General features: G+C 68.9%; 15 protein-coding genes. 5 read left to right on the plus strand and 10 right to left on the minus strand.

The window, feature by feature from the left end; genetic code table 11:
- Positions 1-131 precede the first annotated feature (131 nt).
- The gene (locus tag ON20_RS11125) at positions 132-914 is read left to right on the plus strand and encodes a siderophore-interacting protein (protein ID WP_040835065.1); all 783 of its coding nucleotides are present in this window, start codon (positions 132-134) and stop codon (positions 912-914) included.
- Positions 915-977: 63 nt separating this feature from the next.
- Here ON20_RS11125 and ON20_RS11130 read toward each other — a convergent pair whose 3' ends face one another.
- Together ON20_RS11130 and ON20_RS38735 are read right to left on the minus strand one after the other, a co-directional pair.
- Positions 978-1,754, minus strand: coding sequence for a M50 family metallopeptidase (locus ON20_RS11130; RefSeq protein ID WP_051162186.1), 777 nt, complete (start codon positions 1,752-1,754; stop codon positions 978-980).
- A gap of 527 nt (positions 1,755-2,281) precedes the next feature.
- Positions 2,282-2,545, minus strand: a complete 264-nt coding sequence (locus ON20_RS38735) for a hypothetical protein (RefSeq protein WP_245547174.1) — start codon at positions 2,543-2,545, stop codon at positions 2,282-2,284.
- Here ON20_RS38735 and ON20_RS38740 point away from each other — a divergent pair.
- Positions 2,526-2,942, plus strand: a complete 417-nt coding sequence (locus tag ON20_RS38740) for a hypothetical protein (RefSeq protein WP_245547175.1) — start codon at positions 2,526-2,528, stop codon at positions 2,940-2,942. The two genes, ON20_RS38735 and ON20_RS38740, sit on opposite strands and share 20 nt — an antisense overlap.
- 292 nt (positions 2,943-3,234) lie before the next feature.
- Positions 3,235-4,215 (plus strand): hypothetical protein, encoded by a 981-nt coding sequence (locus ON20_RS11140; protein WP_040835066.1) that lies wholly within the window; start codon positions 3,235-3,237, stop codon positions 4,213-4,215.
- Positions 4,216-4,269: 54 nt separating this feature from the next.
- On the opposite strand, the gene ON20_RS11145 is transcribed toward ON20_RS11140, so the two are convergent.
- From ON20_RS11145 to ON20_RS36280, 3 genes are all read right to left on the minus strand, one after another.
- Positions 4,270-5,364 carry a DoxX family protein gene (locus ON20_RS11145; protein ID WP_040835067.1) on the minus strand — a complete coding sequence of 365 codons (1,095 nt, stop codon included), beginning with the start codon at positions 5,362-5,364 and terminating at the stop codon, positions 4,270-4,272.
- Positions 5,365-5,378: 14 nt separating this feature from the next.
- Entirely contained in the window at positions 5,379-5,990 is a 612-nt protein-coding gene (locus ON20_RS40970) for an MFS transporter (RefSeq protein ID WP_438803402.1), read from the minus strand.
- Between the two features lie 166 nt (positions 5,991-6,156).
- The gene (locus ON20_RS36280; protein WP_157228796.1) at positions 6,157-6,309 is read right to left on the minus strand and encodes a hypothetical protein; all 153 of its coding nucleotides are present in this window, start codon (positions 6,307-6,309) and stop codon (positions 6,157-6,159) included.
- 415 nt (positions 6,310-6,724) lie between these two features.
- Between ON20_RS36280 and ON20_RS11155 the strand changes: the two genes are divergently transcribed.
- The gene (locus ON20_RS11155; protein ID WP_040835069.1) at positions 6,725-7,702 is read left to right on the plus strand and encodes an NAD-dependent epimerase/dehydratase family protein; all 978 of its coding nucleotides are present in this window, start codon (positions 6,725-6,727) and stop codon (positions 7,700-7,702) included.
- An 18-nt stretch (positions 7,703-7,720) separates the two neighbouring features.
- Here the strand turns inward: ON20_RS11155 and ON20_RS40245 are convergent, their stop codons facing one another.
- Entirely contained in the window at positions 7,721-7,894 is a 174-nt protein-coding gene (locus tag ON20_RS40245) for a hypothetical protein (protein WP_157228797.1), read from the minus strand.
- Between the two features lie 76 nt (positions 7,895-7,970).
- Positions 7,971-8,114, minus strand: a complete 144-nt coding sequence (locus ON20_RS36290) for a hypothetical protein (RefSeq protein WP_157228798.1) — start codon at positions 8,112-8,114, stop codon at positions 7,971-7,973.
- A gap of 903 nt (positions 8,115-9,017) precedes the next feature.
- Between ON20_RS36290 and ON20_RS11165 the strand changes: the two genes are divergently transcribed.
- The gene (locus ON20_RS11165) at positions 9,018-9,311 is read left to right on the plus strand and encodes a hypothetical protein (RefSeq protein ID WP_040835071.1); all 294 of its coding nucleotides are present in this window, start codon (positions 9,018-9,020) and stop codon (positions 9,309-9,311) included.
- On the opposite strand, the gene ON20_RS11170 is transcribed toward ON20_RS11165, so the two are convergent.
- The 3 genes from ON20_RS11170 to ON20_RS11180 are packed head-to-tail and all read right to left on the minus strand — an operon-like array spanning position 9,298 to position 12,805.
- Positions 9,298-10,557 (minus strand): MFS transporter, encoded by a 1,260-nt coding sequence (locus ON20_RS11170; protein WP_040835072.1) that lies wholly within the window; start codon positions 10,555-10,557, stop codon positions 9,298-9,300. The two genes, ON20_RS11165 and ON20_RS11170, sit on opposite strands and share 14 nt — an antisense overlap.
- Before the next feature lie 11 nt (positions 10,558-10,568).
- Complete coding sequence (locus ON20_RS11175; protein ID WP_051162188.1) at positions 10,569-11,627, minus strand: amidohydrolase family protein; 1,059 nt, start codon at positions 11,625-11,627, stop codon at positions 10,569-10,571.
- 35 nt (positions 11,628-11,662) lie between these two features.
- Positions 11,663-12,805, minus strand: coding sequence for a beta-ketoacyl-[acyl-carrier-protein] synthase family protein (locus ON20_RS11180; protein ID WP_040835073.1), 1,143 nt, complete (start codon positions 12,803-12,805; stop codon positions 11,663-11,665).
- Positions 12,806-12,817 lie beyond the last annotated feature (12 nt).

A 12,817-nucleotide genomic window follows, 5' to 3' on the forward strand; every position in this document is an offset into this window, starting at 1 on the left:
GCTTGCTGAGAGATTAGCCCAAATCTGGGCCCTCACCTTATGTTTCGCAGAGCCTGGGGCGAGTGCTACCACCTGGCCGAATACGGCTGGTACGTTGAGTTAGGCATACCTAAATCCAGGGAGGAGGCCGGATGGCCAGGAAGCGCACCACCATGACCGTGATCCGGACCGAGCGGGTCGGCCCGCATATCGTCCGGGTGGTTCTCGGAGATCCCGGGTTCGACGACTTCACCCCGAACGAATTCACCGACGCATACGTGAAGCTGCTGTTCGACCGGCCCGCGGGCGAGATCATGCGCACCTATACGGTCCGTTCGGTGGATACCGCGGCCCGCGAGGTCGCCATCGATATCGTGGTACACGGTGACGAGGGCATCGCCGGACCCTGGGCGGTCTCGGTGCAGCCGGGGGAGCGGATCGACATGTACGGTCCCGGGGGTGCCTACGCTCCGCGCGTGGACGCCGATTGGCATCTGCTCGCCGGCGACGAATCGGCGCTGCCGGCCATCGCCGCGGCCCTGGAGGCCCTGCCCGAGGGCGCGCCTGCGAAGGTGTTCATCGAGGTCGCCGACGCCGCCGACGAACTCGCGCTCACCACCAAGGCTCTGGTGGAAGTGACCTGGGTGCATCGCGGCGGGGCCGCGCACGAGGTGGGCGAGGACCGGACCGGTGACAGTGCGCCGCTCATCGCGGTCGTGCGCAATGCCGCCTGGTTGCCCGGCCAGGTCGGAGTGTTCATCCACGGTGAGGCGCAGACGGTAATGCACAATCTGCGGCCCTATATCCGGAAGGAACGCGGGGTACCGGCCGAGTTCGCCTCGATCTCCGGCTATTGGCGCCGCGGACGCACCGAGGAAGGGTTCCGGGTCTGGAAGAAGGAACTCGTCGCCGCCGAGAGCGTCGGCCGGACATAACTTCCGCCTCCGCTGTCGGCCGTACGCGGTGTAGCTCCGGATCCGCCTTCGGTGTACGGGAAATCAGCTCGCGGGGCAGTCGGCGCCGTTCGGGATCGGCAGACAGATTCCCGCGGTGGCCGAGAGCAGCAGGCTCGCCCCCGCCACGAGCGCTGCCACCGCGACGGCGCCGAAGATCAGTACCCACAGCAGTGCCGGCAGCCGGGTCAACCGGGCCAGTTGGTCGGCGTCGGTGGTGCCGTCGCGCATCCGCCGGCGGGTGCGCTGCAGTTCGAGGACCGGCCGGCAGCCCGCGAACAGCAGCAGCCAGGTGGCCAGATAGGCGAATCCCGCCTGCAGGGTGTCGGAACCGAACCAGGAGACGCCGAAGACGAGCGCGCCGGTGCCGAGCACCGAGACCACCCCGTAGACATTGCGGATCATGATCAGCATAGCGGCCAGCGCGGCGATGGCGATCCACAGCATGAGCGTGATTCGGCCGGCGCCCAGCAGCGCGGCGAACCCGAGCCCCACCAGCGGCGGCGCCGGATAGCCCGCGAACGCGGTGAGGATCATGCCCGGCCCATAGGGCCTACCGCTGGAGACGGTGAGCCCGGAGGTATCCGAATGCAGGGTGATGGCATTGAGGCGGCGCCCGGTGAGCAGGGCCATCAGAGCGTGGCCGCCCTCGTGCGCGATGGTCACCACATTGCGGGTCAGTCGCCACAGCGGCCGGTACCCGACCAGTACCAGCGCCGCCGCGGCGGCGGCGAACACCAGCCAGGACGGTGGCGCCGCCTGCGTTGTCGTGAGTCGATCCGCGATGGACGTGCTGCGGTCGATCAATTCGGCTGTATCCACCGCCGCACCCTAACGGATACGGTCGGGCGCTCGCCTGCCCTCGAGCGCGCGCACGGACGCACGCCCCGGGGCCGGTGGGGTGCGCTCACGGCCGCGGATAGGTGTGAATAGGACGGTTCACAATTTTTTGTCGCTTCCATTCCGATATGTGCCGAAGTACGAGCGATGCGAACGAGTATTCCGCCGCGGAACTATACGTTCGTCCACAGGGGATCGTCGCCGGTGAGGGGAGTGCGCATAAACGCGGGCGGGTCGCACGACCCCGGTACGGGAGACTCCCCGCGGTTGCCAGAGCTCCCGGAACCGGTTGAACCGCTGGGTACCCGGTCTCTGTTCTCGTTGGACGAACCCGATCCCACCCACGGTGGCATCGACTTCGGGACGGCCCTGCGGATCGGCCTCGGATTGGCGCCGGCACTGCTGGACGATTCCGATCCGTCGGATAGGAGGGTATTGGCGCGGCTGGAGAATGCCGCGACTCGCTGGGCGCGGGAGGAGATACCACTGGAGGTTGTCCACCACGCGCTTCACGAGGGTGTGAAAAACGGTCTGGAACTGCGGGGTTCACCGTCGTCGCCCCTGGGCGCACGGTGCCGTCGACAGCTGTTGCTGTGCCCGCCCAACAGCGCGGAGGCGAGGGTGCGCACCGCGGTGTGGTGTTCGCTCACCACCGAACGCAGTTCCCGGACATAGGCCATGGAAATGCAGACCGACGTCTTGTCCAGCATCTCCACCACCAGTTCGGCGGCGTCCACCAGGCTGGAGTAGTCGGTGACCGTCGCGTTCGACATCCCAGGTCCAGCGCCCCGGTTTGAAACCCTCGTGCACCGCGTGGTGAATGGTGTCGATAGGGAGGCCCTCGCGCGCCCACCCCGCGGCGACGTTCTCCAGACGCCGCGTCTTCTCCGGGATGTCCTGGCCGTCGAGCATGCTGACCGCGAGCTCCGGACAGATCCGGGTGATGGTGACGATATCTCCGTGGATGGCATCGCCCGGCAGTGTGCCGCACGGCAGCCTGTTCTCGACGAATGGCCGACCATGCGGCGGGACAGTTTCCTGACGTCCTGGAGTGGTGCCGGCACCGGTTGTCCGGACACGGTCAGTTTCGTCCGGATAGCACTGCCAACGCTCATGCCGATCTCCTTCAACCCCCGGGTGGTGAGACTGCCGGATCACGGTAGCGAGTGACGAATAGGCTACGGGGAGGTTTGCGGCCCGCTGGACGAGCGCGAATCCGCACGCGGGGTTAGTTGCGATCGATCACAGTACGGTGATCGATCGCTCGCCGAGGGACCGGGAGCGCGTGAAAAGGTCGCCGGACACAGCGTTCCCGGCCCCTCTCGGGGCGCTTTCGGAGACCGTTTTCTGTCGTACCCTCCACGTATCCTGTCCTGGTAGGACAGTTCGGCGGGCGGTTTCCACAGCCTCGGTTCCATGGGCGCCGCGGTGCTCGCCGGCACATCGGAACGGGGGTTCTGTGATGAGTGCAATCGGACAGGAACGGCTGCTGCCGCCACGGCAGCACGGGACCTCATGGCGGGAATCGGAATACCGGGCGATCGCCGCCGACCTGCGCGCCGGTATCGGACTGGACGAGATCGCGGCCGAACTCGGGCGAACCTCCACCGCGGTACAGGCGGCGTTGCGCAATTTCATACCCCCGGCTGAACGGGTGCGCCGCGGCGAACGGGTGGACTGGATCCGCGACCGCCTGGCGGATCCGGAATGGGACTGGTGGTCGGTAGTGGTGGAACATCACCGGCACGGTTCGTCGTCCCTGTGGCTCACCGAACACGAGCATCTGGCCCGCACCGCGTGGCGGGAGCGTACCCCGATGCCGGTATTGGCGCAGCGGCTGGGTACCGCCGAGATCGCGGCGGCCGGCTTCCTGCGCGCGCTCGGACTGGCCGACAGCCTCGCCGAGGTTGCGGACCGGCTCGGCGCCACACCCGGGCAGGCGCTGGCAAAACGGGTCAGCGCCACCCGTGACCAGGACACCTCCAGCAGTTGGGTGCTCGTGGTCGACGGTGCGGAGGGAACCGCGAAGCCGCGCAGCGCGCCGGTGCAGCGCCACGTATCCATCCACGAGAGCCGGGCCGCCGCCGAGGCCCGGCGCGACCGAGTGTTGTACTGGCATCGCCGCAACGCGGGTGACAGCACCCGGCCGGTGTGGTGGACCATCGCGCAGCGCGGGCTCGGGGAGATGACCGGTCGCACCTACTGCGGGGTCTACACGCAGCGTGCCGTCGCGGGCGGGGTGCGGGCGGATGCGTTGGCCGTCGGCGACCGTATCCGGGTCGCCGGCACCGACGGAAACCCGCTGGAGGCGGTGGTCGAATCGGTCGTCCACCATGAGGGGGCGGTCGTCGTCGACCTCGGCCCGGTCGGGGAATCCCGGGTACGGCGGGTGATCGAATTCGAGGCCGCGGAACCGGTGGACGTGCTGTCCACCGAGGAGTAGGGGTCGTGCGGTGGGGCGTGGCCTCCTAACGCCCCACCGCACGCGGCACAGGGGTCAGCCGAACCACAACACGCCGCGCGTCCGTTTCCGGGGCGCGGCGTCTTCCTGTGCCTTGGCGGCGTCTGCGATTTCGGCGCCGCGATAACGGGCGCGGTCGGCGAGCTCGGCCGTGCGATACTTGGCGCGGCTCACCAGCTCCGGGCCCTGCTCCTGGGCGGTACCGACGATGCCGGCGCCGCGATGGCGGGCGGTCTCGGCCAGTTCCGCCCCTCGGTGTTTGGCGATATCGGCGATTTCGGCACTGCGCTGTTGGGCGAGCTCGGCCAAGGCGGCGCCGCGGTGTTTGGCGATATCGGCGATTTCGGCACTGCGGTATTTGGCGCGGTCGGCCCACTCCGGTCCGCGCTGTTGGGCGGTGTCGGCCAGTTCGGCGCCGCGGCTCTTGGCGATTTCCGCCAGTTCCGCGCCGCGATGGCGGGTCGCATCGGCCAGTTCGGCACTCCGGTGCTTGACGGCTTCGGCCCATACCGGCCCGCGCTGCTGCGCGGTCTCGGCCAGTTCGGCGCCCTTCTCGGCCGCCGCGCCCGCCAGTTCACGTCCGCGTTCGGCGGCCTGCTGCAACTGGTCGCGCAGCGTCTCCCCGGCGCCGTTCTTGGCGGACTCGCCGAGGGGAAGCGCACCGCCCACCGTCGCGGCCGCGGCCCGGGCGGCCCGGCGTCCCCGCCAGCCGAGCGACGGTTTGCCCTCGGTATCGGCCGCGACGATCATAAGCCCGCCGAGCAGACTCATATCCTTGAGAAAGGCGGTCCGCTTGGCGGCCCGGCGCTGCGGGTCGTTCTCGGCCCAGAAGTTCTGCTCGGTTACCGTCGCCGGGACCACCGTCGCAGCCAAGGCCAGCGCTGCCAGTCGCGGCGCCTTGCCCAATGCCAGCAGCGCTCCGCCCACGATCTGGGTAACGGCCGTGACCTGCACCAGGGCCCCCGGGTTCGACGGCAGTTTCGTCGCGATATCGGGCGGTAGCGATTCCTCGCCCTTGTGGACCAGCGCGGACGCCTCCTTGACCCGGGACTCCGGGTTCCGGAGCGTTTCGGCCCCGTCCACGATGAACGCACTCGCCAGGAGCGGGCGGGCCAGCCGACGTAGAAGCATGGAGACCCCTTTCCTCAGTTGGTATCGGCCCGCTGGCGGCAGGGCCGGACGCAGGCGAGATACCCGGTCCTCGACAGCGGAAACAGCAGCCCGCGAGACCGTCCTCGGCGTCCGGGCGGTCGGGGGAGCGACCCATCCGACCCTCGGTCTCCGCCATGTTCAGGCCGTCCGCGCGGTACGGCCGGGCATGAGCGCGGCGGCGAGCACCATGGTCGCCGCCATCGCGACGAACACCGGATGCACACCTTCGGCCGGCAGCTCGGGGGAAGGGGGTCGGCATCACCGACGCGGGAGTTGACCAGGGCGCCGAAAACGGCCACTCCCACCGCGCTGCCGAGGGACCGGGCAAACATATTCGCCGAGGTCACCACGCCGCGCTCGGTCCAATCGGCGCTGGTCTGGGCGGCGATGAGGGTCGGCGTGGAGATCAGGCCCAGGCCGAGGCCGATCAGGAAACGGGTCGCCGCGATCTGCCGCACCGTCGAACCCGTCCCGATGAACAGGGTGCCGACCGCGCCTATGACGGTGGAGTCCACTGCCACCAGCGCGGTGGCGAGCATCACTGACCCGAGAATCGGTCCCCGTTCGGAGCGTAGCCCGACGGAGGCCTGCGCGGCGGTGGTCACCACCGGCGTCCTCTTTCGTTCGTTCGACCAGAGATCACGAACGCTCGGGGTAGGGGAGCTGTTTTCGCTCGTCGGGCCCCGATGCGCCTGGCCGGACCGTCGGACGGGTCCCGAGACCGGCGTGCCCGGCGATCCGGGCCGCCGCGGGGCACGCCGGTCGAGTGGATCAGGGGGTGGAATAGCCGATGAGCGCCCCGGTCCCCGTGCCGCTCGGAACGGTCACCAGGGCGCCGACCCCGCCGAGGAAGAAGCCGAGGACCGCGCCGATGGAGAGCACCGCGGAGCGGCGATGTGCTTGATCCTCATTTCGATTCCCCACATATTTCTGTCGTCGTCTCCGTCTACGTTCCCCAAGAACCGGATATCGGCTCCGAACCTCATTCCGGCCGTGCGTCTTCGGGCAAAGCAGCCGTTTCGCCGATTCCGGGTGGGGACCACAGGAACGCGCACCGGTGTCCGCTGAGTGAGCCGAGCCGTGTTCCGGACCGCTCTGTCCGCTTACGATGCCCTCTGGTACCACGACACCGATGACGCGGATCGCGTCCCGTCATCGGCCGGTGGCGGATCTCGCAGCGCTATCTCTCTGTGGCGCTACCAAGAAGGTCGGGGGCCGCCTCGGGTCTGGACCGCCCGGAGCGACGTCGCGCAGCAACGGCGCGTAGAAAGGGGAGACCCGAGGTCACGAGGGCCTCGACCCGCGTCGCCGAAGGCGGCGCAATCGAACAAGGAGCAGTATGCGAATCGCGGTCACCGGCGGGACCGGCTATCTGGGCGCGCACAGCGTCGCGGCGCTGTTGGCGGACGGGCACGATGTTCGCCTCCTGGTCGCGCCGAACGATTCGGTGCCCGAGGCCCTTCGGGACGCGGCGCGCGAATCGATCGGAGACATCGAGACCTTCGCCGGCGATATCCGGGTTCCGGAGGTAGTGGACGCTCTGCTCGACGGTTGCGACGCGGTCTTGCACATGGCCGGCGTGGTCGGCACCGACAACCGGCGCGAGCGGCTGATGTGGGAGGTCAATGTCGATGCCACGAGCGCGGTCCTGGCCAAGGCGGTCGCCGCCGGGCTGGACCCGATTGTGCATGTCGCCAGCTACAGCGCCCTGTTTCCGTGCCCGGACCCGGTGATCGGTCCCGACAGTCCGACCGCCCCCGGCCGCAGCGCCTACGGCCGGACGAAGTCGACGGCCGACCGTATCGCCCGCGCCCTGCAGGCCACCGGCGCACCGGTGGTCATCACCTATCCGTCCAGTGTGGTGGGCCCGGCGCTCGGCGCGTCCGCCGGAATCACCGCCACCGGCTGGGACGTGATGGTCCGAACCCGGCTGGCGCCGCGGGTGCCGGGCGGGATGCAGATGATCGATGTCCGCGATGTGGCGGCTGTGCACGCCGCCGTCATGCGACCGGGTCGGGGGCCGAAACGCTATCTGTGCGGTGGCCATCTGGTGACCTTCGACGAAATCGTGGACATGCTGGAAGCCGCTCTCGGGAAATCCATTCGGCGTATCCCGGTTTCCGCCGCGGTTTTCCGTGGACTGGGTCGGGCCGGCGACCTCGTCTCCCGGGTGCTGCCGGTGAGCGCCGGGTTGAGCTATGAGGCCGCCTGGCTGCTCACTGCCGCCACCCCGACCGACGATTCGCGCACCCTCGCGGAGTTGAACCTGACGTGGCGGCCCCTGTTCGACGCGATCGCGGAGGCGGTACGCGGGTGATCCGGGGGGCTCGGCTCCTCACTCGGGTCGGGACGCGTCGCCGTAGGCGGTCGGCCGGATGGACCGGTCCAGGGCCTGTGCCAGACCCTCGACGCCGACCCCGCGTCGGCCGGGATGTGTGAACTGCGGACCGACTGGATGGTCGGCATCCAGTACTACCTGAGCCGGCCGACCGTCATCCCGGGAGGTCATATCGCCGCACTCGGTTCTCCCTGGGCGCTCACCGCCCTCCGGCAGGCACCGATGTGGGTGGGTGATTTCCCGCCACCTACGGTGACGGTTCGGTGCGGGAGTGCCTGTCGGTGGACATGAACGACTTGTCACCTTCGACGCGGCCCACGATTTCGGGAAGCTTGTCCAGTCGGCGGTTCTCCTTCCGGAGAGCGTCCTTGTCGACTTCGTGGGTGACCACGATCGAATCGGGGAGCGGTCGCATCGCCCTGTCGAGAAGCTCGATATTCCGGTCGATCTCGGGCAGTTCGTCCGTCCACGTACGGCCTCCGGGTTCGTCCGCTCCGTAATAGTGATTGGCTGATTTTCACCCATGAGCGGTATACCAGAATATCGCCCGTTTCTCGTCGGCCGGATAATTTTGTATCAGCAGGTTCCGCGTACTGTATTCCCGATATTCCGTCAGGGTGGAGAATTGAACGAACCTCATGGATTCATCGTTTCTCACCACATTGTCGACGACGCCGCGAAGCTCCCGGTCTTTCAATGCCTTCCAGTCCGCGTCGCGCTATCCGAACCGCATCAATGTCTCGGTCAAGCGGTCGGAGTCATTCCGGATTGCTCGGATGATCCCGGACATCAATCACCCTTGCCGTATTGACAACGCACTTACCGAGGTGGTTTCACCGGCTTCAACGTGAGTCGGCCGTGCTCGAAATGAGTGAGAAGAAGTGGGCTTCGACCATGTCGCCGATTCAACGGGTGCTTGTGGTGAAGTGCCGCAGAGCACCCGGCGACCCGATGAAACAGTTGTGCCCGCTGATATACGCCGTGTCGACGCGGCCGCGCATCCATTCCTTCGGGTGTACCCCGGGATTGTGAGGCCGTTGGCTATTTGTGGTCGTACCTGGATCCTTGTCCAATCGTGAGCCCTCTGCGGCCGGCGCGCCCGTCGACACGCGACACGCCGCGTAACACCGCAGTTCGGAAACTATTTGGTGAGTCTTCCCCCGCAATCCGAGCGATTGGTGTTCAATACCACTCGGTGTGTTCACCAGGTGTCCTCGGAGCCGGCCGCAGCAACGGCGACGACGGGGGCCTGGGCGTTGTCAGGATCATTCGGTACCCGAGAAGGAGTACGGATATGAGCATGATTCTCACCGCCCTACAGGACAGCTACCCGGTTCTGGCTCAAATGGGCAACCCGACCCCGGAAGCGCCCCCACTGGCCGACAAGCTCACGCAGATGACCCGTTACTTCACCTGGTTCACGCTGCTGTCCGGGGTCTCCGCGGTAACCTTCGCCGGGGGCAAGCTCGCCTGGGAGAAATGGACGGGCGGTCCATTGCACTCGCCGAAGATGATCGCGGGCGCCATGGCCGGTGGGGCGGTGGCCACCAGCGCCGGCACCATCATGAACACCCTCATGGGGTCGTAGCCGTCTGCGGGTCGCGTACGCCGCTGCGCACCGCGAACATGCCGGCCACCACCTGCACCAGGCACATCACCAGCAACAACCACAGCACCGCCTGCCAGTCGCCGGTCCGCACGTGCAGGGCACTCAGCGTCGCGACTCCCACTCCGGCCAAGGCGTAGCCCACCCCCTGTGTCGTGGCGGACAGCGCGATGGCGGTGCCCTGGTCCGGTGCCTTCAACGGCACAAGAGCCAAGAGCAGCGACAGCGTTCCGAGCCCGGCGCCGACGCAGGCGGCCCAGAGCCATGCCGCGTTCGCGGGCGACCACAACAGGCCGAGTAGACCCGCGGCAGGCAAGGCGGTGGCGAGAAACAGGGGACCGTCCCGCAGCGGGCCTCGGTGCGTGCGCCGCAGCAGGCCCGGGAGCGCCACCGCGACCGGGATACCCACCGCGGCGGCGACGCCGAGCAGTACCCCGGCCCGGGCCCGGTCTATACCGGCGTCGTGATAGATCGACGGCAACAGGCTCATGACGGCGAACGCGGTGACCGCCCACGCGGCGAACATCACCGCCAGTGACCAGGACAGACGGCTGCGCAGCACCGTGCCCCACGGCACCGGTCCCCGCGGCCGGGGCCCCGCGGCGCCGGTACCGGGCGGACGCTCGGCGCCGGCCAGATCGGCCCGCCGGAGCGCGTACAACCACAGCACCAGCGCCAGGCCGGTTACCGGCGCCCACAGGCCCAGACCCCAACGCCACGAACTCACCGCGCTCACCGGCGCCGTGAGGAAGGCCCCGGCCGCGCTGCCGATTCCGATGGCGGGTGCGTAGACGGCGGTCATCCGCGCCGCCCCCGGCCCGGTACGACCGGCCAGCACCGGCAGCAGGGTGGACACCACCGCCGTGGCGAGCGCGGTGACCGTGGTACCCGCGAGCAATGCCCACGCGCCGCCGCCCACCCGCAGGAGCTGACCGGCGACCATGACCACCAAGGCCAGGACGACGGTGCGCGCCGCCCCCATCCGGGCCGCCGGGCGGGGGGCCAGCAATCCACCGATCGCGTAGCACCACAGCGGCACCGTGACGACCCACCCGAGGACCGCGGGCCCGATATCGGACGGCACGAATTCCAGGGCGGCGCCCATGGCGGTGATAGAGGGGCGCAGGCAGAACCCCGCCGCCGCCAGTGCCGCCGCGCTCAGCAGCCAGGCGGTGCGGCGTGACACCGGTGGGGTGACGCCCGCTGCGGGTGCGGTGGTTTCGGTCACCGTCTGTCCCGTCAGTGGGCGGCGGACCGGAGCCGGTCGGCGCCGGCGGGTTCGGGCAGACCCAGCAGCCGGCCGATATTGCGCCAGGCGACCTTCTCGACCAATTCGTCGTCGGCCGCGGTATCGAGTGCCTCGATTCGCCACCGTGACCGCAGCGCGTCGAGCTGCGGGGCCATCTCCTCCATCGGATAGTCCAGTGCCATTCCCACCCGGTCGGGCCCGCATCCCTGCACCGCGGCCCAGAAGGCAACCGCGTCCGTCACCCCCGAGGTGGTCACGAACAGGTTCGTCCGAAGATAGTGCGACGGGAGGTGATCCAGCCGGTACCCGTGTCGTTCGGCATTGGCGGCCAGCCAGCGCGAGTCGAGCCGTGAGGGTGCCGCGAGCAGGCCCTCGCCGGCGTGGCCGAGGACCACCGTAAGATCGGCGGTCTCCGGCCGATCGAACACGCCCGAGAACAGCAGCCGCAGGAAGTGCGCCGCGGTTTCCACGCCCCAGCCGAACAGCGGGCCACGCAGCTCCAGATGGCCGACGGTCCACGCGGCGGCATCGGGCGAGTTCGCCGGATGCAGGTACAGCGGCACATTCAGTTCGGCCACCATGGCCAGAAAGTCGCGGTACTGCGGTTCGTCCAGATAGGACCCGCAGGTGTGACCGTTGATCAGCACGCCCACCATGCCCAGGTCACGGACCGCGCGCTGCAACTCCAGCACCGCCGCGGACGGGTCCTGGAGCGCCACGGTGGCGAATCCGGCGAACCGGTCCGGGGCCGAGGCGACCACGGTCGCCATCCAGTCGTTGGCGCGCGCCGCGAGTGTGGTGGCCTTCGCCGGGTCCGGCTCCACCTGGATGCCCGGGGCGGTCGGCGAGAGCACCTGCATGCTCACCCCGTGGGCGTCCATATCGGTCAAACGCTCATAGCCGACATCGCGGAGTTTGCGCTCGGCCTCCGCCCAATACGTCGCGTCCAGATTCGCGCGGGCACCGTCCAGGTACTCGCCCAGGAAGTCCGGGAGAACGTGCTCCTCCACGGTGATGATCCGGTCGGGTCGACCCGACATCGACGACATGTCCGTCCTTTCTCTCGATCCCGTCGTGTACGGGATCAGGCAATCGCCACGTCGTGGCGTTCCGGTGTTTCGCCGCGGGCCGGCGCGGCGCACAGTGCGGGCAGCAGGGCGCGCCCGACGAAGGCGTCGGTGCCGAAACCCGGACCGAATCCCGCGCCCAGAACCGGTGCGCCCGGCTCCGGACGTAATTCGTCCCGGCCGGCGATCAGGGCGATCGCGTCCAGTACGGCCGAGGACATGAGGTTGCCGCGCGTCAGCGACAGCCACGCGGGCGCCACCTGGTGCGCGGTCAGCCCGAGCGCCTGCTGGGTGTCGCGGATGATGGAGTTTCCCCCCGAATGCAGGGCACAGACGGCCAGATCCGCACCCGTCCACCCCTGTCCGGCCAGCAGTCCGAGCAGGGTGGGACCGACGGTCGGGATGGAACGCACGGCGTCCTTGGTCAGCCGGAACCGCATCCCCTCGTCGGTGGCGACCCAAGCGATCGCGTCCGGTGTGCCGGGCACCTCGTACCGCGCGACGTCGAGCAGTTCGATGCCCTCCTCGATACCGGTGGACACGACGGCGGCCGCGGCGGCATCGGAGAACAGGGTGCTCGACACGATACTGCCGACCAGGGCCGTCTCCTCCAGTTCCGATTCGATGTGGAAATGCGCCGAGGCGGTATCGGCCGTGACGATGAGAACCGTGTCCTGCGGGTGCGCCCGCAACCAGGTGTGGGCCATGGTGATCGCGTGCGCGCCGCCGCGGCAGCCCATGCCGAACACGGGTAGCGCCGCGCAGTCCGGCCGCAGCGACAGTGCCCTGCTCAGCTCGGTGATCGGCGAGGGCATGGCGATCAGTGTGGACGTTTCCAGGATCACCGCGTCGACCTCGTCGGCGGTCACGCCGGCGACGCGTAGCGCCGCCTCGGCCGCGGGCACCGCATAGGCCCGGAAGGCGTCCCACGCGGCGGCGTTACGTGCCGCCAGACCCCGTATGCCCATGACCTCGCCGGGGTCCAGGTGCAGGGGGTGTACGTCGATGGCCAGACGGCCCGCCATGGCGATCGCCCGGTCGACGGCCCGTGCCCGCGGGCTTCCGGCCGGGAACACGCCGTCGTATCCCCGGCGTACCGCATCGACGAGTTCACGGTGCGGTATCTGCCGCGGGGGAACCACCACGATGGGGACCGACATTCGGGGATACAC

Origin of the sequence: Nocardia brevicatena NBRC 12119 (genome assembly GCF_000308495.1) — a bacterium.
Classification (GTDB): domain Bacteria; phylum Actinomycetota; class Actinomycetes; order Mycobacteriales; family Mycobacteriaceae; genus Nocardia; species Nocardia brevicatena.

What these genes read in the sequence shown, in the direction of transcription:
- ON20_RS11125 (WP_040835065.1), top strand. Translation starts at nt 132, where the DNA reads ATGGCCAGGAAGCGCACCACCATGACCGTGATCCGGACCGAGCGGGTC.
- ON20_RS38735 (WP_245547174.1), bottom strand. Translation starts at nt 2,545, where the DNA reads ATGTCGAACGCGACGGTCACCGACTACTCCAGCCTGGTGGACGCCGCC.
- ON20_RS11140 (WP_040835066.1), top strand. Translation starts at nt 3,235, where the DNA reads ATGAGTGCAATCGGACAGGAACGGCTGCTGCCGCCACGGCAGCACGGG.
- ON20_RS11145 (WP_040835067.1), bottom strand. Translation starts at nt 5,364, where the DNA reads ATGCTTCTACGTCGGCTGGCCCGCCCGCTCCTGGCGAGTGCGTTCATC.
- ON20_RS11155 (WP_040835069.1), top strand. Translation starts at nt 6,725, where the DNA reads ATGCGAATCGCGGTCACCGGCGGGACCGGCTATCTGGGCGCGCACAGC.
- ON20_RS40245 (WP_157228797.1), bottom strand. Translation starts at nt 7,894, where the DNA reads ATGACCTCCCGGGATGACGGTCGGCCGGCTCAGGTAGTACTGGATGCC.
- ON20_RS11165 (WP_040835071.1), top strand. Translation starts at nt 9,018, where the DNA reads ATGAGCATGATTCTCACCGCCCTACAGGACAGCTACCCGGTTCTGGCT.
- ON20_RS11175 (WP_051162188.1), bottom strand. Translation starts at nt 11,627, where the DNA reads ATGTCGTCGATGTCGGGTCGACCCGACCGGATCATCACCGTGGAGGAG.
- ON20_RS11180 (WP_040835073.1), bottom strand. Translation starts at nt 12,805, where the DNA reads ATGTCGGTCCCCATCGTGGTGGTTCCCCCGCGGCAGATACCGCACCGT.